Origin of the sequence: Pseudomonas sp. SWRI22 (assembly GCF_014268395.2) — a bacterium.
Lineage (GTDB): Bacteria > Pseudomonadota > Gammaproteobacteria > Pseudomonadales > Pseudomonadaceae > Aquipseudomonas > Aquipseudomonas paracarnis.
Genome location: NZ_JABWQK020000001.1, coordinates 195,725 through 219,686, shown reverse-complemented (window position 1 = coordinate 219,686; position 23,962 = coordinate 195,725). Strand labels below are relative to the sequence as shown.

The following is a 23,962-nucleotide window of genomic DNA, read 5'->3' as shown; positions in this document are numbered from 1 at the left end:
TCGAACAAGCATAGATCGCGTTATTTAGACCTGGGTCAATATCCCGTTATCGCTCCAGCACTACCCTCGCGCCTTTTTGCGACCCACACCCATGCGCCCGATAACTGCCCCCGAACTGCTCGCTCCCGCCGGCACCCTGAAAAACATGCGCTACGCCTTCGCCTACGGTGCCGACGCGGTCTACGCCGGCCAGCCGCGCTACAGCCTGCGGGTGCGCAATAACGAGTTCGACCACGCCAACCTGGCCCTCGGCATCCAGGAAGCCCATGACCTGGGCAAGCGCTTCTACGTGGTAGTGAACATTGCGCCGCACAACGCCAAGCTCAAGACCTTCCTCAAGGACCTGGCGCCCGTGATCGCCATGGGCCCGGATGCGCTGATCATGTCCGATCCTGGGCTGATCATGCTGGTGCGCCAGCACTTCCCGCAGATGCCGATCCACCTGTCGGTGCAGGCCAATACGGTGAATTGGGCCAGCGTGGCGTTCTGGCAGCAACAAGGCATTTGCAGGGTGATTCTGTCGCGGGAGCTTTCTCTGGAAGAGATTGGCGAAATCCGCCAGCAGGTGCCGACGATGGAGTTGGAGGTGTTTGTACATGGCGCCTTGTGCATGGCCTATTCCGGGCGGTGTCTGCTGTCGGGCTATATGAACAAACGCGATGCCAACCAGGGCACTTGCACCAATGCCTGCCGCTGGAAATACCAGGCCACGCCGGCCGTGGAGAGTGCCACTGGCGATATCGTCCATGAATATCAACCCACATTGGGCATCGGCACACCCACCGATAAGGTGTTCCTGCTACAAGAGGCCAATCGCCCCGATGACCCCATGCCCGCTTTCGAAGACGAACACGGCACCTACATCATGAACGCCAAGGACCTGCGGGCCGTGCAGCATGTGGAGCGCCTGGCACAGATGGGCGTGCATTCGTTGAAGATCGAAGGCCGCACCAAGTCCCACTTCTACTGCGCGCGCACCACCCAGGTCTACCGCCAGGCCATCGATGACGCAGTGGCCGGCCGGGCGTTTGACCGCGGCTTGATGACCAACCTCGAGTCCCTGGCCCAGCGTGGCTACACCGAAGGTTTCCTGCGCCGCCACGTGCACGATGAATACCAGAACTACCAGAACGGCAGCTCGGTTTCCGAGCGCCAGCAGTTCGTCGGGGAGCTGACTGGCGAACGACGTGGCGCGTTGGCCGAAGTGAAGGTGAAGAATCGCTTTGTGCTGGGCGACCACCTGGAGTTGATGACGCCCGCCGGCAATTTTCATTTTGACTTGCCGAGCCTGCATAACGCCAAGGGCGAAAGCATTGAGGTGGCGCCGGGGGACGGGCATACGGTGTATGTGCCGATTCCGGCGCAGATGGACCTGCGTTTTGGCCTGCTGATGCGCGACGTTTAAACCCTGCCGTGGGTTGGATGGATCAGATCCTGAACTGGCCTACCAACTGCCCGAGGCGCTGGCCCAGGTCTGCCAGGCTGCGAGACGTCTGAGCGCCCAACTGGGTTTCGTCCGCCACGCTGTCCACCGCTACCGCAATCTGATGCACGCTGCGGTTGATCTCTTCCGCCACGGCGGTCTGCTCTTCCGCGGCGCTGGCGATCTGGGCGTTCATTGAGTTGATGGTGCCAATCAGTTGCGCCATGGTGTCCAGGGACGCGCCGGCCTGGTTGGCCTGGGCCGAGGTGCCGTCGCCGGCATCGCTGGAACGGCGCATAGCGTCCACGGCCGCCTCGGTGCCTTTTTGCAGGCGATCGATCATGCCCTGGATTTCCTGGGTGCTGGTTTGGGTGCGACTGGCCAGGGCACGCACTTCATCGGCGACTACGGCAAAGCCACGCCCAGCCTCCCCAGCCCGTGCGGCCTCGATGGCAGCGTTGAGCGCCAGCAGGTTGGTTTGCTCGGCGATGGAGCGGATCACGCCGAGCACACTGACGATTGACGACACATCCTGCTGCAGGCTGTCTAGGGACACGCCGCTGCTGCGGATGTCGTTCACCAGCGCATGGATCTGCGCGATGCTACCGTCCACCACCCGTTTGGCGGCCTGGCCTTCGGCGTCGGTCTGCTGCGCAGCGACGGCGGCGCCTTGGGCACTGCGTGCCACTTCGTGGGCGGCCGAGGACATCTGGTTGATCGCGGTGGCTACTTGGTCGGTCTCGTGGCGCTGGCGTTCCATGGCCTGTTCGGAACGCTGGGCCTGGTCGGACACCTGGCTCACCAGCCCGGTGAGTTGGGCGGTCATGTCGGTGATCTGGCGCACCAGGCCGTGGATCTTATCGACAAAGCGGTTGAATGCACCGGCCAGGTCGCCGAGTTCATCCTGGCTGGTGATGGCCAGGCGGCGGGTCAGGTCACCTTCACCCGCGGCGATGTCATCGAGGTTGGCTTTCATCAGGTGCAGCGGGCGCAAGATGGTATTGGCCAGCAGCATGCCCACGGCGGCGATCACCAGCAACACCACCACGGCCACGCCGAGGATGCTCAACAGCACGCCTTGCATGCGCTTCTCGACTTTTGCCTGCACCACCGCCACTTGGGCGTCGATGCCATCGAGGTTCACCGAGGTGCCGATCACCATGTCCCACTTGGGCAGATACTCGGTATAGCCGAGCTTGGGCACCAGCTCGGTCTGGCCGGGCTGGGTCGAGCTGTATTGCAGGTAGTGGGTGCCGTCCTTGCCGACCTTCACCAGGTCGCGGTTGACGTAGACGCCGTTGGGGTCGCGGTTGTCCTTGAAGCTTTTGCCCACGCCGTCCGGGCTGTTGCCCTTGAACAGGCGGATGGTTTCGGAGTCGTAGCCGAAGAAATAGCCGTCTTTGCCGTAGCTGGTATTGGATAACAACTTGACCACCTGCGCCCGCGCCGCGCTGTCGCCGGGGGCTGCCGCGTCGTAGAGCGGCTTGATGGTGGTCATGGCCACCTCGACATAACTTTGCAGGGTGGCCTTGGCGTCGTTGAGCAGGCGCTGACGGGTTTCATCCACCTCGTTGCGGGCCTGGCCCTGCAGAATCCACACGGTGGTCAGGCTGATGACCACGGCAAACAACAACACCGGCACGACAGCAAGGGCCAGGACTTTGGCCTTCAAACTCAGACGCATGGCTTTTCTCTCTTGTTAGTGGCGACTTGAGAGGTTAACGGCCATGTGAGCGATTACTGTAGGAGCGAGCTTGTGTGGCGAGGCAGCTTGCTGCCGCTGGGGTGCGCAGCGCCCGCACGCTTTTTTGGGGCTGCTTCGCAGCCCAGCGGGAGCAAGCTCCCTCGCCACAGAGGTTCTCGCCTGGATCAGAGCGTCATCGCGGCCAGCCAGCCGAACGCCAGCAGCGGCAGGTTGTAGTGCAGGAAGGTCGGTACCACGGTGTCCCAGATATGGTGGTGCTGGCCGTCGATGTTCAGGCCGGAGGTGGGGCCGAGGGTGGAGTCCGAGGCAGGCGAACCGGCGTCGCCCAAGGCACCGGCGGTACCAACGATGCACACGATGGCCACCGGGCTGAAGCCCAACTGCACACACAGCGGCACGAAAATCGCCGCGAGGATCGGCACCGTGGAAAACGACGAGCCGATGCCCATGGTCACCAACAACCCCACCAGCAGCATCAACAACGCGCCGACGCCCCGGCTATGGCCGATGAACGCTGCCGAGGCCTGCACCAGCGAGTTCACGTCACCGGTGGCCTTGAGCACTTCGGCAAAACCTGAGGACGCGATCATGATGAAGCCGATCATCGCCATCATTTTCATGCCTTCGGTGAATAGGTCATCGGTGTCGCGCCAGCGCACGATGCCCGACACCGAGAAGATCAGGAACCCGGCCAGGGCGCCGATGATCATCGAGTCCAGCCACAACTGGATGATGAACGCCGAGGCGATCGCCAGGCCGGCCACCAGCAGGGTCAGCGGGTTGTACTGCACCGCTACTTGCTCGACACGCTCGATTTTCTTCAGGTCGTACACACGCTTTTTGCGGTAGCTGATCAGCACCGCCACCAGCAGGCCGACCACCATGCCCAGCGCCGGCAGGCCCATGGCGTGGGTGACATTGACCCCGCTGATATCCACTCCGCTCTTGGCGACGTTAGCCAGCAGGATCTGATTGAGGAAGATATTGCCAAAGCCCACCGGCAGAAACATGTACGGGGTGATCAGGCCGAAGGTCATCACGCAGGCGATCAAGCGACGGTCCAGTTGCAGCTTGGTCAGCACATACAGCAGCGGCGGTACCAGCAGCGGAATAAACGCAATGTGGATCGGCAAGATGTTCTGCGAGGCAATCGCCACCACCCACAACAGGCCGATCAGCAGCCATTTGACGTGGTTGCCACCGCTGGCGTCCTGGCGGTCCACCAGCAGCAAGGCTTTGTCCGCCAGCGCATGGGCCAGGCCGGACTTGGCAATCGCCACGGCGAAAGCACCGAGCAATGCGTAGGACAAGGCCACGGTTGCGCCGCCGCCCAGCCCGCCGTTGAAGGCCTTGAGCGTGGCCTCGATACCCAGGCCACCGGTCAAGCCGCCCACCAGGGCGCCGACGATAATGGCGATGACCACATGCACGCGGGACAGGCTGAGTACCAGCATGGTGCCGACCGCGGCGATGACTGCGTTAATCATGGTTACCTCAAGCAGAAACAAAAAAGACAGGCATGCCCGCGCGCGGCCCATGGGAACAGCTGCCGGCGTGCAGGCTTGAAAGAGGTCTTATTAGAGGGCGCGCACTTTGCAGGAGCTGGGCTGTCATGTCAAAAACTGTGGTGAGGCAAAGCCCTCTGCACAGATAAAGAATTACCGGCACTGGCCGATACGCTGTCTCTATGTGCTTTCAGGTAAGGATGTCCCGATGTCGCTCAGGCAGCTCTCCATTCAATGGAAAATCACCCTGCTGGCGGGCCTCTGCCTGCTGGGGATCGTGACCCTGCTGGTGGGTCTGTCGCTGTATCGCATGGCGCAGAGCTCGCAGCAGGTCAAGGCGTCCAGCATGCAGATGCTCGACGAAGCTGCCCAGTCGCGCATCGAGGCCCAAGGCGAAGTGCAAGCGCTGGGCATTCGCCAGCAGTTCATGGATGCTTACCAGTACGGCCATGGCTTTTCCCGCCAGGTGTTGTTTTTGCGCGAGCAGGCCGAGAAGCGCTTTCTCGATGCCTTCGACACCCGTGAAGACCTGACGCGCCAGGTCAAGGCCGCCCTGCAGGCCAACCCCGACCTGCTCGGCCTGTCCCTGGTGTTCGAAGCCAATGCGCTGGACGGCAAGGACGAACTGTTCGCCAATCAGGCGGAACTGGGCAGCAATGACAAAGGCCGTTTCGCGCTGTACTGGTCGCAACCGACACCGGGGAAAATCACCTCGATGGCGCTGCCCGAGAGCGACATGGCCGACACCTCCATCGGCCCCAGCGGCGAAAAGGCCAACGCCTGGTTCACCTGCCCGCGCACGACTCTCAAGCCCTGCGTGATCGAGCCCTACTTCTATGTGATCGACGGCCAGAACGTGCTGATGACCAGCATCGTGTTCCCGCTGATGGTCAATGGCAAAGTCATCGCCTCGCTGTCGGTGGATATCAACCTCAACAGCCTGCAGGCGGTCAGCCAACAGGCCAGCCAGAAACTGTACGACGGCCAGACCCAGGTCAGCATCCTCAGCGCCACTGGCTTATTGGCTGGCTACAGCCCGGATGCCAGCAAACTCAGCCAACGCCTGGAGCAGGTCGACCCGGCCAGCGGCGCACAGCTGACCAGTGCCTTGGCCAGCAGTACCCAGACCCGCAGCCTGCGCACCGACCACCAACTCAAGGTACTGGCGCCTTTTGCGCCGATTCCCGGCGGTAAGGCGTGGGGCGTATTGCTGGATGTACCTGAAAAAGTCCTGGTCGCCCCCGCCGAAGCGCTGAAAAACCAGCTGGACGCCGACAACGCCAAAGGCACCCTGCTGGAACTGGGCCTGGGCCTGCTGGCCGCCGTGGTCGGCTTGATCCTGGTGTGGCTGATGGCACGCAGCGTGACCCGGCCAATCCTCGGCGTGGCGCACATGCTTGAGGATATCGCCAGCGGCGAAGGCGACCTGACCCGGCGCCTGGCCTATGCCAAACAGGACGAACTGGGCCAATTGGCCGGCTGGTTCAACCGTTTCCTCGACAAGCTGCAGCCGATCATTGCCGAGGTCAAACGCTCGGTGCAGGACGCTCGCGGCACCGCCGACCAGTCCGCCGCTATTGCCACGCAAACCAGCGCCGGCATGGAGCAGCAGTACCGTCAGGTTGATCAGGTGGCCACCGCATCCCACGAAATGAGCGCCACCGCTCAGGATGTGGCTCGCAGCGCCGCCCAGGCGGCCCAAGCCGCCCGAGATGCCGACCAGGCGACTCGCCAAGGCTTGACGGTTATCGACCGCACCACCGCCAACATTGGCGAGCTCGCCGCCGACATGAGCACCGCTATGACCCAAGTTGAAGGCTTGGCCGCCAACAGCGAACAGATCGGCTCGGTGCTTGAAGTGATTCGCGGCATCGCCGAGCAGACCAACCTGTTGGCGCTCAACGCCGCCATCGAAGCCGCTCGCGCCGGTGAAGCCGGCCGCGGTTTTGCCGTGGTCGCCGACGAAGTGCGCAACCTGGCACGGCGCACCCAGGAATCGGTGGAAGAAACCCGCCTGGTGATCGAACAATTGCAAACCGGTACCAGCGATGTGGTCGGTTCCATGGGCAACAGCTATCGCCAGGCCCAGGGCAGCGTCGAACAGGTCGGCCAGGCCGTCACCGCCTTGCGCCAGATTGGCGATGCGGTCACGGTGATCAGCGACATGAACCTGCAAATCGCCAGCGCCGCGGAAGAGCAAAGCGCCGTGGCCGAAGAGATCAACAGCAACGTGGCGACCATTCGCGATGTGACCGAATCGTTGTCGGAGCAGGCCAATGAATCGGCGCGGGTCAGCCAGGCGTTGAACAGCCTGGCGAACCAGCAGCAGGGGTTGATGGATCAGTTTCGGGTCTGAATGTAGCTAGGCTTTTCTGTGGGAGTCGGGCTTGCCCCAATGCCAGTCCGTTAAGGGCTTTTTGTAGGAGCGAGCTTGCTCGCGAAAAACTCACAGGCGCCGCGTTCATTCAGCAAGCACGCGTTATCGTTGACGTTTTTCGCGAGCAAGCTCGCTCCTACAGTAGGCGATGCAGACACCTCGGTATTTCAGGTAAACCGAGTCGATGCTATCGCAGGCAAGCCAGCTCCCACATTTTGAGCAGCGGTGTGCCAGTGTCAGCGGCGTGGCAACTGGATCAATACCTTGAGCCCACCCAGCTCACTCTCCTGCAGTTGCAACACCCCACCCCACACCTCGACAATGTCGCGCACGATCCCCAAACCCAGGCCATGGCCAACCCTTTGCTCATCCAGGCGTGCGCCACGGCTGAACACTTGGTCGCGCTGGGCCTCGGGAATGCCGGGGCCGTCGTCTTCCACCGCCAGCCGATAGCCCTGGGGCGTCTCGCTGACGCTCAGGCGTACCTCGGCGTCCGCCCATTTACAGGCGTTGTCCAACAGATTGCCCAGCAGTTCCAGCAGGTCTTCACGGTCCCAGGGCAGTTGCAGGCCCGGCGCCACCTGATAGCTGAGGTCCAGGTGTTCGCCGTGGATCATGCGCAGGGTGGCCAGTAAACCGGGCAGCTCTTGTTCACAGTCAAACAACGCACCCGGCAAGGCATCGCCCGCCAGGCGCGCACGGTTGAGTTCACGGTTGAGGCGCTGCTGCACCTGCTCCAATTGCTCGCGCAGCAACTGGCTCAGTTGCGGATGATCCTTGAGCGCGTCACTGGAGGCCGCGCTCAACAACACTGCCAGCGGGGTTTTCAGTGCATGCCCCAGGTTGCCGAGGGCGTTGCGGGAGCGCTTGAGGCTGTCTTCGGTGTGCGCCAACAGGTGGTTGATCTGCGCCACCAGGGGCTCCAGCTCAAGCGGCACTTGGGTGTCGAGTTGCGAGCGCTGGCCTTGTTGCAGTTGGGCGATCTGGTTGCGTGCGGTCTCCAGGGGGCGCAGGGCACGGCGCACGGTGACCCGTTGCAGGATCAGCACCAACAGCAGCGCCGCCAGCCCCATCACCAGGCCGACCTGGCGCATCAGGCGAAAGCTCTCGCGCACGGGCGTGTAGTCCTGGGCCACGCTGATGGAAATCGACTGGCCAAAGCGCTTGTAGTCCGAGCGCAGCACCAACAGTTGCTGGCCTTCGGGCCCCAGTTGCAGGTTGCCCTTGAGCCCCGCCACCGCGAGCCGGGGCAGTTCCTGGTCCCACAATGAACGGGAGCGCCAATGCACATCGGCAAAGTCGATACGAAAGTAATGCCCGGAAAACGGCCGCTGGTACGCCGGCGACAGGCGTTGCTCATCCAACTGCACGCCGTTGGGCCCACGCACCAGCGCCACCAGCAGATTTTCGCTGTCGTTGCGCAAGCCCGCTTCAAGGTAGCGTTGCAAACCCGCCTCGAACAACCACAGGCTGGTTTGCGCCAGCACCACGCCGACAATCACCATCACGCTGATCAACCCCAGGCTCAAGCGCCGCTGGATCGACCTCATGCCGGGGTGGCGCCGAAACGGTAGCCCTGGCCACGCCGGGTCTCGATCACGCTGCGGCCCAATTTGCGCCTTAGATGGTTGACGTGCACCTCCAGCACATTAGAGTCGCGCTCGGTCTCGCCGTCATACAAGTGTTCGGCCAGGTGGCTTTTGGACAGGATCTGTTCGGGATGCAGCATGAAATAGCGCAACAAACGAAACTCGGCAGCCGTCAGCTGGATCTCGGCGCCGTCACGTAGCACGCACTGGCGCCCTTCATCCAGATGCAGGCCGGCAGCTTGCAGGGTGGGCTGGTTCGTCTGGCCATGGGAGCGGCGCAGCAGCGACTGGATGCGCAGGTACAGCTCTTCGGGGTGAAAGGGTTTGCTCAGGTAATCATCGGCGCCGGCCTTGAGCCCTTCGATACGCTCGGCCCAGGAATCGCGGGCCGTGAGGATCAGCACTGGTATGGCCAACGAGGCGGCGCGCCATTGCGCTAGCACGTCAAGCCCAGGCAACCCTGGCAGGCCAAGGTCGAGGATGATTAGGTCATAGGGTTCGCTGCGCCCTTGATACACGGCGTCGCGGCCATCGGCCAGCCAGTCGACCGCATAGCCCTGGCGCTGCAGGCCGGCCATCAGTTCGTCGGCCAGGGGCACGTTGTCTTCCACCAGGAGCAGGCGCATCAGTCTTCCTCATCTTTGATCAGGTCGCCATTGGTGGCATCCAGCTTGATCTCGCGCACCACGCCCTCGGTGGTCACCAGTTCCACTTCATAGGCGTATTGCCCGTGTTTCTTTTCCAGTTCGGCTTCCAATAGCCGTGAGCCGGGGTATCGCGCCATGGCCTGCTGCAACAGCTGTTCCAATGGCAGGATGACGCCTTGTTGGCGCAGGGCCAGGGCTTCGTCCTGGTTGAGGTCGCGGGCCGCCAGGCTGGAACAGAACACCATGAGCACCAGCGCCACGCGACTGCCGACGCGTAAATTTACCTTCATTACGTATCCTGATGATTCTTGAGAACCTGCCCGGTGAGCGCGTTCAATTCAACGTCCCATTCAATGCCGTCTGCATCTCGTAGCTCGACTTCATAGACGTACTTGCCGTATTCCTCATCCAAATCGGTGTCCAGCAGCGTCGAACCAGGGTGAAGGGCCAGGGCCGTAGCTTCCAATTGATCGAAAGCGACAATTGTAACAGTGGCCGGCACGATCAGTGGCTTGTCGGGGTCCACGGCGGCGGCCGAGGTCGCCGTAACGAGGATGATAGCGGCGGCGCCCAGGGCAGTGAGGCGCTTCATGATAAGTCTCCGTTACATGATGTTTTCCTACGCCGGCCACGGTACGCGCTGCAACTTAACTGAAACTGAATTGCCACCATGGCAATTCCAGTCAAGCCATTTTTCCCACTGCCTGCGAGATTTCCTATACTGCCCCGCTCGCCTCAACAGAGACCGGTATGACAGCCATCCATATCAAGTTCCCGGCCTTGACACTCAAGGCCGGTAAACGCGCCATCACCCGCATTCGCGAGCAGGGCCTTGCGCCTGCCGACGTCGGTATCCTCCCCGGGGCGGCTGGCGGCCCCAAGGCCCTGGGTATCCAAGGGCTCGACCTGGCGCTGTTCGGTGATTGGTTGCCCCGTGCGCCGCGCGAGCGTGCGCTGATCGGCGCGTCCATTGGCTCCTGGCGGTTTGCCAGCGCCTGCCTGCCCGACCCGGTGCAAGGTTTGCTCGACCTGGGCCGGCTGTACAACGAGCAGCGCTTTGCCAAAGGCGTGACCATGGCCCAAGTCAGCCAGAGCTGCCAACGCATGCTCGACGACCTGCTGGCCGGGCGCGATGCGCGGGTGCTGGACAACCCCGACTATCGGCTGAACATCATGGTGGTCAAGAGCCACGGTTTGCTCGCCGATGACCACCGTGGGCGGCTGGGGCTGGGCCTGTCATCGGTGATTGCCGATAACCTGCGGGGCCGCGCACGGCTGTCGCGGCATTTCGAGCGGCTGATCATCCACGACCCGCGCCAGGCGCCACCGGTACACCCCCTGAAAGATTTCCCCTCGCGCTTTCTCAGCCTGGACGTGGGTAACCTGCGCCAGGCGTTGCTCGCGTCCGGCTCGATCCCCATGGTGATGCAAGGCGTGCGCGACCTGCCCGGAGCCGGAGCCGGCACCTACCGCGACGGCGGCCTGCTGGACTACCACCTCGACCTGCCCTACCACGGCGATGACATCGTGTTGTATCCGCATTTTACTGACCGGGTCATCCCCGGCTGGTTCGACAAGGGCCTGCCATGGCGACGCAGCAACCAGCAAGGCTTGCAGGATGTATTACTGCTGGCGCCGTCCAGGGACTACCTGGCCCGCCTGCCCCACGGCAAGCTGCCAGACCGTAGCGACTTCAAGCGCTTTATGGGCGATGATCCTGGCCGCAACAAATATTGGCAAACTGCCATGAGCGAAAGCCAACGGCTGGGCGATGAGTTTTTGGCATTGGCGGATAACGGCAAGCTCGGCGACCGTTTGCTAGCCCTTTGACCGCATGGGCGCCTGCGGCCGAGGGGCGGTATGCGCAGAGGTTGATCAAGCTGTTAAACTCGCCGCCTGCCAGACACCTGACCGAGCTGAAAACACTGTGGAAATCTTCAAGGAATTTACATTCGAATCCGCCCACCGCCTGCCCCACGTACCGGAAGGCCACAAATGCGGGCGCCTGCATGGGCATTCGTTCAAGGTGGCCATCCACCTGAGCGGCGACCTGGATCCCCATACCGGCTGGATTCGCGACTTCTCGGAGATCAAGGCGATTTTCAAGCCGCTCTATGAACGCCTCGACCACAACTACCTCAACGACATTCCCGGCCTTGAAAACCCCACCAGCGAAGTGCTGGCCAAGTGGATCTGGAATGAACTGAAACCCTTGTTGCCGGAACTCAGTGCGATCCGTATCCACGAGACCTGCACCAGTGGGTGCATTTATCGCGGCGAGTAAGTGATCGAGTGTTGAAAAGACCACCTGCGGGGAATGTCACTGTGGCGAGGGAGCTTGCTCCCGCTGGGTCGCGAAGCGGCCCCAAAAGATGGGACTGCTACGCAGCCCAACGGGAGCAAGCTCCCTCGCCACAGGTCACTGTTTGTTCGCTCTAGCTCTTAATTGGCTGGCATTGCCAACTGTAGGTGTTTTTTTCGAAGCGGCGGGCTGATCCATTAGGAAAACCCGCACAGACGCCGATCGACTGAGCCAGTTTGGCTCACCGCTGCACTGCTTTTGCGCTGATTGGGAGGAGACGGCCTTATAAAGGGCTTACTCCGTCAGCGCATACCTGCCTGCACCTGCATTGGCACGCAGGATGCACACGACCTGGGTCACCACTCAGGGAGCAGCCCCCATGACGCAACAAGACCCCGGCAACGACTACCCTCTCAGCGAAGTCCCCTTGCACGCGCGCAAGGGTCTGGCCTCTACGGCCATGGTGTTGCTGGGGTTCACCTTTTTTACCGCGACCATGTTCGCCGGCGGCAAGCTGGGGGTGGCGTTCAGCTTCATCGACATGCTCGGCGTCGTGGCCCTGGGTAACCTGTTGTTGGGTATCTACGCCGCAGGCTTGGGTTACATCGCGTTCAAGAGCGGCTTGAACTCGGTGTTGATGGGGCGTTTCTGCTTTGGCGAAGTGGGCAGCAAGCTCAGTGACTTGATCCTCGGTTTTACCCAGATCGGCTGGTATGCCTGGGGCACGGCCACGGCTGCGGTGGTATTGGGCAAGTATTTCCAATTGAGCCAGGGCAGTGTGCTGGGGCTGATGGTGGTATTTGGCTTACTGTTCTGCGCCACCGCCTACGTGGGGTATCGCGGCTTGGAAATCCTGTCCTACATCGCGGTGCCGGCCATGGGGCTCCTGTTGCTGCTGTCGATGTGGGTCGCCACTGTAAAGGTCGGCGGGCTGGAGGGGCTGCTGGCGGTGGTGCCCAGCGCTGAGCTGGACTTGTCCACCGCCATCACCCTGGTGTTCGGGACCTTTGTCAGCGGGGCAACCCAGGCCACCAACTGGACGAGGTTTTCGCGCTCGGCCAAGGTTGCGGTGCTGGCCAGCCTGATCGGCTTTTTTGTCGGCAATGGTTTGATGGTGCTGATCGGGGCCTATGGCGCCATCGTCTATCAGCAACCGGATGTGGTGGAGGTCTTGCTGCTGCAAGGTTTCGCCACAGCGGCGATGGCCATGCTGCTGCTTAATATCTGGAGCACCCAGGACAACACCATCTACAACTTCGCCGTCGCCGGCTGTAACCTGCTGCGCACCCAACGGCGCAAGAGCGTGACCCTGGCCGGCGCGGTGATCGGCACCCTGCTCGCCTTGTTCGGCATGTACGACCTGTTGGTGCCGTACCTGATCCTGCTGGGCACGGTCATCCCGCCGATAGGAGGCGTGATCATGGCGGACTTCTTCTATCGCTATCGCGGCCAATATCCGCGCTTGGCAGAGGCTCACTTACCGGCATTCAATTGGCCAGGTCTGATCGCGTATGGGGTGGGTACCGTGGTCGCGTTCAACTCGCCGTGGGTCGCGCCGTTGGTGGGAATTTTTGCCGCATCGCTGACCTATGTGCTGCTCAGCGCCATACTACGCGCCATGACCGCCTGGACATCGGTATCGTCCTGAGGATCTGGCGGCTGTCTGCCTGATTTTTTTAGCCAAGAGGAACTTGCCCATGCACATCATCAATGCCCGCCTGCGCAACCGTGAAGGCCTGCATGATCTGCACCTGGAAAATGGCCGGATCGCCAGCATCACTGCGCAAACCGGAGCGCCCACACTGATGGCCGGCGACTTGGACGCCGCCGGCAACCTGGTCATACCGCCCTTTGTCGAGCCCCACATCCACCTCGACGCCACCCTCACCGCCGGCGAGCCGCGCTGGAACATGAGCGGTACGCTGTTTGAAGGCATCGAGTGCTGGGGCGAACGCAAGGCCACCATTACTCTGGAAGACACCAAGGCCCGGGCCAAAAAAACCATTCAGGCCCTCGCCGCCCATGGCATCCAGCATGTGCGCACCCATGTCGACGTCACCGACCCGGACCTCACCGCACTCAAGGCCCTGCTGGAGGTACGTGAAGAGAGCACGCACCTGATCGACCTGCAAATCGTCGCCTTTCCCCAGGAAGGCATCGAGTCCTTCCGCAATGGTCGTGAGTTGATGGAAGAAGCCATTCGCCTGGGTGCCGATGTGATCGGTGGCATCCCCCACTTCGAATACACCCGCGACCAAGGCGTGAGTTCGGTGAAGTTCCTCATGGATCTGGCCGAGCGTACTGGCTGCCTGGTGGACGTGCACTGTGACGAAACCGACGACCCCCACTCACGCTTTCTCGAAGTCCTCGCGGAAGAAGCCCGCAGCCGCGACATGGGTGCCCGCGTGACCGCCAGCCATACCACCGCCATGGGTTCCTACGACAATGCTTACTGCGCCAAGCTGTTTCGCCTGCTAGGGCACTCTGGCATCAGCTTTGTCTCGTGCCCCACCGAAAGCATCCACCTGCAGGGCCGCTTCGACAACTTCCCGAAACGCCGTGGTGTCACCCGTGTGAACGAACTGCTTGAGGCCGGCATGAACGTGTGTTTCGGCCAGGATTCCATCGTCGATCCCTGGTACCCGCTGGGTAACGGCAACATTCTGCGAGTACTGGAGGCCGGTCTGCACATCTGCCATATGCTCGGTTACCGCAATTTGCAAAACGCCCTGGACCTGGTCACCGACAACAGTGCCAAAGCCATGGCCCTGGGCGATCGTTATGGGTTGCAAGCAGGTCGCCCGGCCAACCTGCTGATCCTGTCGGCCGACAGCGACTACGAAGTCATACGTAGCCAGGGCCTGCCGTTGTACTCGATTCGCAACGGCAAGGTGCTGATGAAACGGCAACCGACACAGGTAGAGTTTATGTAACCGCGCGGGTTAGACGACTGAGTCGATGTCCAACGTTTGCACCCGTACCTGTTCATCGTGGGAAGGCGGCGGGACGCTGGTGAATTGGGCCGGCTCACGATTCTCGCGATGGCGGAACCAACGCTTGAGGCTCGCTTGCAGATGTGCAGAAGAGGCATGGCTGCCGTAGACATCGCGGGCTTGCAGGCGACGCCAGCGCAGGCTTGCCAAGCGCTCTCGGCTGGTGTGCAAACGGTCGATCTCTGCGTTCAAGGCATCGGTAGGTTCATGGCTACGATCATTGGCAGGGCGCCGCAGAGCAAGTTCACGCCGCTTGGTCCGTAGTTGCTCGCGCATGTCTTCAAAGGCCCGGTCGAGCAGCTCGAATTCCCTCTGGGTCACCAACGAGCCCTCACTCTCCAGGGTTTGTTGCCAGCGGCGCAATGTCGCCCACGCCGCGGGGATGTAGCTGGTGGTCATGAAGTGCTGGTCGGCTTGAAACAGCTGCCTCAGCACATTATCGCGGTCGGGCATGTCGCCCTGCAGTTGCAATGCGCGGTTGCAACCCGCTTCTTGGAGGGATTCACAGCCAGGCTTCCATAACACCGAAGAATGGCTGCCATCCGGGAGCGTGATCGGCATGAAATGATATTGCTCGCCATGATGTCGATAGGGGTTACCACCCACGCGCACCAGCCCTGCGGCGAACAACAGGCCACCGGGTACGGGGTTGCTGAATAGCGTGATGGCCCCGGGAATCCAGAGCTTGGCGGTGGTATTCATCCAGGGCGCCGGGACGCTGGGGACGGGGTCGTTGTGGTTGACGATGCGGTGGTGGACCAGGGAAGAGGCACCGGCGGTAAATTCAGAGTCGGCGGCGCGGGGGGCGCCGTAGGTGTAGAGCAGGATGTTGTAATGGGCGTCTGGGGTTCGGCGCAGTCCTTCTGCCAACAGCAGTGCTATGGCGCCGCCGAGGCTGTGGCCGCACATTACGATGCGCTGGCCGGTGTGAAACTGATCAAGATATTGCAATACGAAATTACGCAGCGCCCGATAGGCCTGGTAAAAACCATCGTGGGCTTTTCCAACACCGCCTTCGAAGGCCACCTGATGGGCGTCGGCGTCACGTAATGCGTCGGCACGGCTGACCGTTCCTCGCACAGAGATCAGGATGACTTCATCGTGGTGGGTGATGAAGGCCTGGGTGTCAGTACCGAATTTTTCATCATCGAAAAAGTGCAAACGTGCGGGATGCTCCTGCTCTTCGTTTCGTTCCGGGCGATTTTGGGGATACAACACGGGATCGAACGGCAGGATTTCGAAGCGTTGGGAGTAAGGGATATCTTCGTAGATCGGGTAAAAACGGTGTGATTGCTTCGGATCAATTCGCCAGGCTTCGTGATACACCGAAAGCTGTTCAGCGAATAAATTTCCAACGCTCGGATCCAACGGAAACCGGACTTCGTCTAATGGTTTTTCGGCGGGGGCCTGTCCAAAATCGCAGTAACTCAACGCAGCAAACAATGCCAGTTGGTATAGGTTAAGGGCGCAGAAGCCGTCTTCGGTGGATAAGATGGGGCGTAAGGCCCGTAGTGGTCGCACTTCCAGAACGGTGTGCTTGTTGGGGAACAGTACGATACCCACCAATGAAGGCTGAGGCGGGCCGAAGCCCAGATCGGCCAACATTTTCAGTGCATGGCGCTTGGGACGCAAAGCTGACGAAGCAGGTCGGGGCAAATGAGCGCTATGGCGTACCAAATCGCTTACTTCAACCTGATAAAACCCATCCGCTTCTTGGTAGGCAGGCGCCCCCTCAACGCGTCTGCCGCCAGCACTACCAAAAAAAGTTCGCTCAGCGCGAATTTGAAGTTCGGTGATAGGCAGTTTGTACGTTCGGCGCGTTCTTAGCTGGTAGTACGGCTCCTCAGTCCCGCTATACAAATCATCCAACATGAGAACAACAGGGCCGCAGTAGAAATCTTGCAGCCTGGCAAAACCCTCGCCATTCAATTTACCGACGTACTGTCTCCCTGAACTGTCATGGACCGAAAATGGCAGTCCGCCATAGGCTTTTCCATTGCCTGCCATATCGACCAAACGAAAACTTACCCAGTGCCCTTTCAATGCGCAAGCAGGCATTCGTTCATTGAAAAAAGCTTGCTTCCATGCATCCAGCTTCATGAATTCGTCCTTGTTATTTGCATGTTGGATAGACGTCGCATATGCGCCCGTCCGGCATTTTTATGGGTTTAAAGTCCGTGGTGTTACCTGCGCAATATGCAAAAAGGTCTTCGAAACTCTTGCCTCTGCATCGCCGCCATCCACCCGGCACAGCTACCCATCTATCATCAAAGGCAGGTAACTCATCCTCACTGACAGATAGCACCAGCCTCAGCTTTTTCCCCGGTAATTGCGGCCGTTGCGCCACGCCCCCTACCCGCGACTCTTGCAACTTGCCCATCGAATCCAATGAATTGCAGATCAGGAGTTTTCTAATCGCATGCAAAGGCCCTACCGTCCGAAAGTGCCACTTACATTGCCCAAGGACTTCCTGCACACCCGACCCAGGCATCCCAGGCAGGTCGGCCTCCAAACGGTCTCGAATGGAAATACTCCCGAAATTCCCGCCCACATCCGTACTCCGTGTCCCCCACTTCGCATAGAAGTCAAATTCCACACTGCGCAGGACCAACGGACATCCTTCTACCGTTTCAGTCAGTGGCAACTCATAACTCACACTGCTCGCCACAGGCTTGTAGTCTGTAAAAAAGACTTTCCGCTCAGGTCTTTTGCCTCGCCGCCGAGGCAAGGTGCAAGTCTCACCCGTTGCGGGCCGGTAGTTGGCAGCCGTTTTAAGTTCAAATTGCGCTGGCAAATCCACCTCCAATGTAAAACGCTCCACCGTCCTCCCCGTACACCCCGAAAGCCACGCAGCCGCAACAACCAGCAACACCCACCCTATCCACCTATTCACCTTTCCCTACCTCCCTGCGCCACTGCTCCACCACTCGTTCAAAATGCTCCCCTGGCGCCTCGCCGGCCCTCGGCTGCCAATGGATAACACTGCTTCGGGTCGCCTCTGCCAAACGACGCACCACCAGAAATTCGAGCTTCTCCGGCTCCCGCCATTGCCAAGCGCGCGCCTGCGCCAGTACCTGGGCCAGCCAAATCCTTGGGTCTTGGAATTCGACCAATGCCGCCAGGTCTTCACTGTGTTCCGCCAACAGGTAACGCAGGATATTGGCGTTCAGGATGGCTTCGGCCTGGGGATTGGGTGTATCGAGCCAAGGCGGGAGCCGAGGCGCTGGGTAATCGCCCGGTGCAGGGTTTTCGTGATGGCACCAATGGCCTTCGTGCCAATAGCACACACTGATCAGCGGCCCGAGGTAGACCGGCCAATGCTCTTTGGCCAGATAGGCCAGGGCGCGGGCCAAGGTGCGGTTGTCGTGAATGCGGTAAAGCGCCTGCTGGCCCTCCGGCCCTGTCAGGAGCCTTTCGCGCCAATGGCGCGCCACATCCGTCAAGTCGGTAGCCGACAAGCTCGCGAGCCACCCCCAGTTTGACTCGGGGTGTTGCAACAGATCAGCCAGGGCGGGTTCATTGATCTGCTCAAGCAAGAGGATGATCGGGCCAGAACTCGCCAGCTCCGCCGCGGCGGTATCGCTATAGAGATTGCAATAGTGCGACGGGGCGCAACCTGCCAATAGAGGCTGGCGAGCCTCGTGGCCACCTTCCACTATCAGGCACAATCGGTGCCCGTTCTGCAGCTGTTGGGCCATCCAACGACGGGGCAAGCTGTCCATCAAGCCGCCCTCTGCGTGATATCGCACAGGCCTTCGCGACAGCGCTCGCACAGGGGGCAAAAGTCCGCGTCAAGTTGCCTGGCCAAGTCCATGACGACGCTTTGCACTGCCGACAACTGCGCGCCAGCGAACAAAGCCGGGCTCGCCGAACTGTTTGCGACCGACGAACCGGCCTGGGTAAGGGGCCTGCTGCTTGAGATACTGCCCGCTTGCATCACCAAGTGTTCCCCGCCAGCCATCAAGCTCAGTTGCGCACCGGCCTCAATGACCAGGCTGGCACCGGCCTTGAGGTGAACCCGCTGCCCAGCTTCGAACACCAGGCTCTGGCCAACGCGAGTCAGGCTATCGCCCTCTACCTCCAGGCGACTGTCATGACCCACCCGTTGTTCCAAGTCACGCTGGGCGTGCAGGTAGATGAGTTCTTCGCCGCGTCGATCTTCAACGTGCAGCTCGTTAGCCCCTCCGCCATCCGGTGAGCTGCGGCTACGCAGCACGCTGCGTGTCTTGTGCTGCGGCAAGGGATAGGCTGGCAGGTGTGATGCATTGGGCAGGCAACCCGTAACGAGAGGGTGGTCCGGGTCGCCCTCCAGAAAGCTCACCAGCACTTCCATGCCTACCCGTGGAATCACCATGGCACCAAACCCGTCCCCCGCCCAACCGGACGCCACGCGCAGCCAGCAACTGCTCGCCCCCTCGCGGTTGTCCACACGATCCCAATGAAAGCGCACCCTCACCCGACCATAGGCATCGCAATGCACGTCTTCGCCCGCAGGCCCGGTTACCGTCGCGGTCTGGCTGCCACTGATCGTTGGCCTGGGATGCTTGAGGGCCGGTCGATGCACTGCACGCCAGGGTGTCGCGGTGAATCGGTTGCGATAGCCCTGGAATCCACTGGCTTCAACCATCGACTCCTCCAACACCTGCGGCTGGTAACCCTCATGACGCACCGAAGTCAGCAGCCATAAATCGTTGCAGAGTGGGTCGGGGTGATCACATAGCTCAAGGAAGTGACCACTGCACAATGCCGGTTGATCGCTCTTGCCCAACACCCTGTGGCGATCACGCTGGTGACGCTCCAGGCCGCGTCGCGCCAGCTGCGCGCCGCGCGCATGCCCCTTAAAACCGGCAGGGTAGGCATAGTCTTCCAAAGTTTGCGCCTGCACGGCACCGGCCTCTTTTTGCAGGCGAAATGAAGGGTGCTCGAAGTCATAGTCACGGCGTACAGTGCGCCGGCTGCGCGTCTCCAATCGCAGGTCGAAGCGCTGTACAACACGGCTCTGGAGCACCGGATCAGGCGACGAGCAATACCGCTGCACCGGCAACCGTCGAAATACTGTCTGGTCATCACCGAACACCAGCAGATGATTGTCCACGCTGTGACGAAAGTGATAGTGGATGCCCTCCTCTTCACACAGCCGCTGGATAAAATGCAGGTCGGACTCCCTGTACTGCACGCAAAACGCGCGTGGCGGATACACCACCGGCCCGAGTTCAAAGGCATAGGCGTCAGAGAAGATGCCGTGGTGTTCGAGGACCGTCGCAATGATCTGCGGTACGCTGCGCTGCTGGAAAATCCGCTGGTCGCAACGATGGGCAAGGGATGCCAGACGTGGAGCCAGCGTGATGTGATAACGGGTGAGTCGCGCACCGGGATCGTCCCGACCGGTGGCGTAGACGTGCCCATGCAGGCCCTGCCCTGCTTCCCCGAAGTCCAGATAGGCGGGTTTATGAAGCAATGCCTCCAGGTCAAGAGAAGGATCTTCGCTGACTAACTGCACCTGTATGAAGTAAGGTTGATCGAGGGCTTCGCTGCCTTTGAACGCTACTACCTGAAGATCTGTATTTATTTCTGAAAGGATCAATTTGAAACATGACGAAAGAAACTTGTTAACCATCCTTTGTTACCCGCCATCAACTTTTCGATTGAACGACTCTCTTTCGCCAACGCCAACTGGATTGGAAAAAAAGCACCTGAACATGCTCAAGCTTAGCGATTTCAGGCGATTTTCGGCCCGCACCGAATAAAAAAGAAGTTTCGTACAACGAGGATGGAAGTGTCTTTTTACAAAATATTAATACTTTCCATAACAAACAGAAAACGCGGACTGTTGCTTGTCTATTTACAACTAAGCTTTAAGGAAACGACTGACACTAATTCAAGGCACCTGCTGTTCCGAGATCTACATAATTAGTCGCGCCCTCCCGAAAAGACTCACACTCAGCACATTTCCAGACTCGGTCTGCAATCGCACTGGCGCCGTGCCACCCGGCATCACCACCGTTACGTCGTCACCCTCAATCCAACCCGCGCGCCATGCCGCGCATGCTACTGCGCTGGCGCTGGTCCCCGAAGACGCCGTAGGCCCCTCTCCTCGCTCAAATACGCGCGCGATGACTCGATTGCCAGCGTCTCGAGCAACCCATTGCAGGTTGACCCCGCCAACACAGAGTTGCCCGCACCCTGCCGGCGGTGCAAAAGCGATGGCCTTCAACCGATTGAAAAGTGTCAACTGGTGCATCGTGTCATTAACCGGCAACGCCGACACATGCTCAACCAGCGTCACACAATGAGGGTTGCCTATCCGGACAAATTGGCTGTTTCCCCATTGCGCATTGATCGACGCCAATGCCGCCACGCGGCTGAATTCATGATGTGCCGCGACCACAGGGCTCACACCGACCGCCCCCACCGCCAAGGGGCCAAACTCGGGCCTGCCCAACGCCAGCCAGAAGCCTGGCACCTGTTCATGCTTCGCCGGCTCGACACAGGTGATCACGGGCGATACCGCATCCGGCTTGTCGTGATACACCCGCAACTCGCTACCGTGCACCATTAACCCCTGGTCGGTTAACGCCTGGGCAAAAATGGTCAGGCCATTACCACTGCGTTCGGCGAGAGAACTGTCGGTATTGATGATCAGCAGATCAAACGGTGGCCGTGCTTGAAATGGCCCGACTAACAAACCATCACAGCGATACGCCTTTGCACCGGTCGGTGGTGGTAATGCACCCCAGCCACATTCGGACGCAATGGCCGACGCGGCCCACATCTTGCGCGTGCTTGCAGCCAAGCGGGCGTTGTCGGGCACATCGATACCCAGACCGCGCAAATGGGCCGGGCTGACCACCCCATAGATATTTCCGCGTGCATCGTAGAACCGAGTCATGACCACGCCAGCCAGAGATTTTTCATCGGTTCGTCCGCTCACTTATCGACCATCGGGACAGCAGCGTATTACAGAACGGTCGATCTGTGGGAGGTGGGCGCAAAGGCAGTAAGCCACTGCAAGAACCTGGGGTTCAGCCACTCCTGCAGGGAGTACACACCTTCCGGACCACCTCCTACAGGTTCGACCATTCCTACGTGGTTACCCCACGCCAAAGCGTTCCATTTTTTGTAAAAAAAATGCTCGCAATCTGCGCTTTTAATCCTGATAACAAAAGGAACCCAGCTCGCTCGAGAGGGCCTGATGTGCAAGGATGTCGCGCCGGACATTGTTCGTTGAACGCCAAACCAAGGATTTTTCATGACTGCCATTCCCACCCCTGCCCCCGTGGTTCCCGGGCGGCTGGAGCAGATGTCGACCCGCATCGCTTTTTTTATCGCAGGTTTCGGTATCGCCGCCTGGGCACCTTTGGTGCCGTACGCAAAGGCGCGTGCAAATCTGAATGAAGGCACCCTTGGCCTGCTGTTGTTGTGCCTGGGGGTGGGGTCGATCATCGCGATGCCCGCTGCGGGCGTGCTGGCATCTCGCTTTGGCTGCCGACGCGTGCTCACCGCAGGGACGCTGATGATCTGCCTGGCCCTGCCGATGCTGGCCACTGTCAGTTCGATCCCGCTGTTGATCGCGGGGTTATTCCTGTTTGGCGCGGGCCTGGGCACCGTGGACTCCACCGTCAACCTGCAAGCGGTGATCGTTGAGCGCGCCAGTGGCAAAACCATGATGTCGGGCTTTCACGGGTTGTTCAGCCTGGGGGGCATTGTCGGCGCAGCGGGGGTTGCGGGGTTGCTGGGGCTGGGCCTGTCGCCATTGCAGGCGACCCTGGTGGTCGTCGTTATCACGGTGGCGGCGCTGTTGAAAGCCGCACCGCATTTGTTGCCTTATGGCAGCAAAAACTCGGGACCGGCATTTGCAGTGCCCCATGGCGTGGTGTTGTTTATCGGTTGCCTGTGTTTCATCGTATTCCTGGCTGAAGGTGCCGTGCTGGATTGGAGTGCTGTGTTCCTCAGCGCCGAGCGCGGCCTGGAAGAGGCTTACGCCGGCCTGGGGTACGCGGCATTTGCCTTGACCATGACTGCTGGACGCCTGACCGGCGATGCCATTGTTCGACGCCTGGGCCCCACTCGCGTAATCGTGATCGGTGGCGCGCTGGCCTGTGCCGGCTTGCTCCTCGCGACCCTATTGCCAACGTGGGAAACGGCGCTGCTCGGCTACGCGCTGGTGGGTGCAGGGTGTTCGAATATCGTACCGGTACTGTATACCGCCGTGGGTAAGCAAACGGTGATGCCAGAGCATATCGCAGTACCTGCCATCACCACATTGGGCTACGCCGGGATTCTCGCCGGCCCCGCCATGATTGGCTTTATCGCCCATGGCAGCAGCTTGAGTACTGCGTTCATCCTGATTGCGGTATTGCTGGCGGCAGTAGCCATCAGTGGAAAAATCCTCAAGGTATGAGTCCAAGCTTCAACGCGCTTTGCGAGCATCGTCCTGCTCCCGCCAACGTTCGAGGCTTTTGTTGCTGAGCCAACCGTCCTTGTGAGGCGGGCCAAACAGTCGTGTGCCATTGGCTCGCTGTAATGACGACAGCAAACCCGGACGGTCAAGAATATTCTTCGCTGTGTAGACACTGAGCTCGCTGTATTGGGACCTGGGCATGCCTGTAGACGTATCCAGCACAGGCGCGCCGTGTGGATCTACCTCATACGGGTCTTGCATAACCGACCGAAGCTTGGCTATTTCAACGTACTGATGCGTTTCAAAGAGATAGGTTCGATCCATGGTCTGGTCTCGCAGATGCGCAAACTGGCTTTGCAGCGCCTCCACCACCCGTGCATTGCTTTGGGCATGAAACGGATCCTGGCTGAAAACACTCGGAGAGCTGTTGCCCTGCAAGGTCTGGGCAGCCGCACTGAGGCTGTCACGTGTGATATCGCCATCACGGCTGAAGATAGCGTCGCTTAGCCGAGGGCGTTTGAGAATTTCTCTGACGACCTGGATCGCGTTGTCCAACACCTCGTTTTCACCCGTCGGTTGAGCAGCGATCCGCTTCAAGGACGTCCAAGTCAAGCGCCCGTCATTCAGAAACGGATGCACCGCGCCGAAGGATTTTTCCAAGGCCTTTGCCAACTGGCTATCCTTTGTAGTTGCACTTGGCAGGGAACCACTGGCCCGCTCAACAGGGGAGTTCTGCAAGTCTCGATAGCGCAGAGCGGATAAGGTCCCACGCAAGAGAAAGGGTTTGTGCGAGCCTCCAGCCGAGGGCGCGGATGGGGCTTCATACCAGGTTTCAGATTGGCAGACCGGTGGTTGAGTGGTTGATTGTGCGGCCAGCCTGTCGGGAGGAAGCGGCCGGGCGGAAGGTACTGCACCCTTAATTGTCATGGGTTTTCTCCAACTCTTTTCAGATGCATATCCGCTGGGTGGTCTGTGCCGTGATGGACAAAATCAACGAATAGACTCTCCTCAGGCAGGTAC

19 protein-coding genes are annotated in these 23,962 nt (G+C 60.4%); 7 read left to right on the top strand and 12 right to left on the bottom strand.

Translation table 11 applies throughout. The features are described from left to right. Positions 1-91: 91 nt before the first annotated feature. The gene (gene yegQ, locus HU730_RS00970; RefSeq protein WP_186527888.1) at positions 92-1,405 is read left to right on the top strand and encodes a tRNA 5-hydroxyuridine modification protein YegQ; all 1,314 of its coding nucleotides are present in this window, start codon (positions 92-94) and stop codon (positions 1,403-1,405) included. A gap of 22 nt (positions 1,406-1,427) precedes the next feature. Here the strand turns inward: yegQ and HU730_RS00965 are convergent, their stop codons facing one another. Next, positions 1,428-3,107: a methyl-accepting chemotaxis protein gene (locus HU730_RS00965; RefSeq protein ID WP_054922288.1), complete on the bottom strand. Its 1,680-nt coding sequence runs from the start codon at positions 3,105-3,107 to the stop codon at positions 1,428-1,430. A 185-nt stretch (positions 3,108-3,292) separates the two neighbouring features. Continuing rightward, complete coding sequence (locus HU730_RS00960) at positions 3,293-4,612, bottom strand: Na+/H+ antiporter NhaC family protein (protein ID WP_161793214.1); 1,320 nt, start codon at positions 4,610-4,612, stop codon at positions 3,293-3,295. 229 nt (positions 4,613-4,841) lie between these two features. Here HU730_RS00960 and HU730_RS00955 point away from each other — a divergent pair, with 229 nt between their 5' ends. After that, the gene (locus tag HU730_RS00955; RefSeq protein WP_034125806.1) at positions 4,842-6,989 is read left to right on the top strand and encodes a methyl-accepting chemotaxis protein; all 2,148 of its coding nucleotides are present in this window, start codon (positions 4,842-4,844) and stop codon (positions 6,987-6,989) included. Between the two features lie 257 nt (positions 6,990-7,246). Here the strand turns inward: HU730_RS00955 and HU730_RS00950 are convergent, their stop codons facing one another. From HU730_RS00950 to HU730_RS00935, 4 genes are read right to left on the bottom strand one after another with little or no spacing between them, the layout of a single operon-like run. Then, positions 7,247-8,560, bottom strand: a complete 1,314-nt coding sequence (locus HU730_RS00950; RefSeq protein WP_186527813.1) for a sensor histidine kinase — start codon at positions 8,558-8,560, stop codon at positions 7,247-7,249. After that, a complete protein-coding gene (locus tag HU730_RS00945; RefSeq protein WP_096144348.1) occupies positions 8,557-9,225 on the bottom strand; it encodes a response regulator transcription factor in 669 nt (222 codons plus the stop codon). The genes HU730_RS00950 and HU730_RS00945 overlap by 4 nt, the downstream gene beginning before the upstream one ends. Beyond that, on the bottom strand, positions 9,225-9,536 hold the full coding sequence (locus HU730_RS00940; RefSeq protein ID WP_003190266.1) for a PepSY domain-containing protein: 312 nt from the start codon (positions 9,534-9,536) through the stop codon (positions 9,225-9,227). Before HU730_RS00940 ends, HU730_RS00945 begins: the two co-directional genes overlap by 1 nt. Beyond that, positions 9,536-9,838, bottom strand: coding sequence for a PepSY domain-containing protein (locus HU730_RS00935; protein ID WP_096144349.1), 303 nt, complete (start codon positions 9,836-9,838; stop codon positions 9,536-9,538). The genes HU730_RS00940 and HU730_RS00935 overlap by 1 nt, the downstream gene beginning before the upstream one ends. Positions 9,839-9,996: 158 nt before the next feature. Here HU730_RS00935 and HU730_RS00930 point away from each other — a divergent pair, with 158 nt between their 5' ends. The 4 genes from HU730_RS00930 to codA all read left to right on the top strand — a co-directional run bounded on the left by HU730_RS00930 (position 9,997) and on the right by codA (position 14,481). Continuing rightward, entirely contained in the window at positions 9,997-11,076 is a 1,080-nt protein-coding gene (locus HU730_RS00930; protein WP_186527812.1) for a patatin-like phospholipase family protein, read from the top strand. A gap of 97 nt (positions 11,077-11,173) precedes the next feature. Further along, positions 11,174-11,530, top strand: coding sequence for a 6-carboxytetrahydropterin synthase QueD (queD, locus tag HU730_RS00925; protein ID WP_003190259.1), 357 nt, complete (start codon positions 11,174-11,176; stop codon positions 11,528-11,530). A 397-nt stretch (positions 11,531-11,927) separates the two neighbouring features. Then, positions 11,928-13,196: a cytosine permease gene (gene codB, locus HU730_RS00920; protein WP_186527811.1), complete on the top strand. Its 1,269-nt coding sequence runs from the start codon at positions 11,928-11,930 to the stop codon at positions 13,194-13,196. Positions 13,197-13,245: 49 nt separating this feature from the next. Continuing rightward, positions 13,246-14,481 carry a cytosine deaminase gene (gene codA, locus HU730_RS00915; RefSeq protein ID WP_054922302.1) on the top strand — a complete coding sequence of 412 codons (1,236 nt, stop codon included), beginning with the start codon at positions 13,246-13,248 and terminating at the stop codon, positions 14,479-14,481. 9 nt (positions 14,482-14,490) lie between these two features. Here the strand turns inward: codA and HU730_RS00910 are convergent, their stop codons facing one another. The 5 genes from HU730_RS00910 to HU730_RS00895 all read right to left on the bottom strand — a co-directional run bounded on the left by HU730_RS00910 (position 14,491) and on the right by HU730_RS00895 (position 21,430). Continuing rightward, positions 14,491-16,641, bottom strand: a complete 2,151-nt coding sequence (locus HU730_RS00910) for a lipase family protein (protein WP_186527810.1) — start codon at positions 16,639-16,641, stop codon at positions 14,491-14,493. A gap of 13 nt (positions 16,642-16,654) precedes the next feature. Further along, positions 16,655-17,413 (bottom strand): hypothetical protein, encoded by a 759-nt coding sequence (locus HU730_RS26560; RefSeq protein WP_346345347.1) that lies wholly within the window; start codon positions 17,411-17,413, stop codon positions 16,655-16,657. A gap of 13 nt (positions 17,414-17,426) precedes the next feature. Next, the gene (locus HU730_RS00905; RefSeq protein WP_054898234.1) at positions 17,427-18,263 is read right to left on the bottom strand and encodes a DUF4123 domain-containing protein; all 837 of its coding nucleotides are present in this window, start codon (positions 18,261-18,263) and stop codon (positions 17,427-17,429) included. Further along, positions 18,263-20,158, bottom strand: a complete 1,896-nt coding sequence (tssI, locus tag HU730_RS00900) for a type VI secretion system tip protein TssI/VgrG (protein ID WP_186527809.1) — start codon at positions 20,156-20,158, stop codon at positions 18,263-18,265. Before tssI ends, HU730_RS00905 begins: the two co-directional genes overlap by 1 nt. A 285-nt stretch (positions 20,159-20,443) precedes the next feature. Beyond that, positions 20,444-21,430 carry a hypothetical protein gene (locus tag HU730_RS00895; RefSeq protein ID WP_096144356.1) on the bottom strand — a complete coding sequence of 329 codons (987 nt, stop codon included), beginning with the start codon at positions 21,428-21,430 and terminating at the stop codon, positions 20,444-20,446. A gap of 360 nt (positions 21,431-21,790) precedes the next feature. Between HU730_RS00895 and HU730_RS00890 the strand changes: the two genes are divergently transcribed. Beyond that, entirely contained in the window at positions 21,791-22,942 is a 1,152-nt protein-coding gene (locus HU730_RS00890) for an MFS transporter (RefSeq protein ID WP_186527808.1), read from the top strand. Between the two features lie 9 nt (positions 22,943-22,951). Here HU730_RS00890 and HU730_RS00885 read toward each other — a convergent pair whose 3' ends face one another. Next, positions 22,952-23,614, bottom strand: coding sequence for a type III secretion effector protein (locus tag HU730_RS00885; protein ID WP_254914000.1), 663 nt, complete (start codon positions 23,612-23,614; stop codon positions 22,952-22,954). Positions 23,615-23,962: the final 348 nt, after the last annotated feature.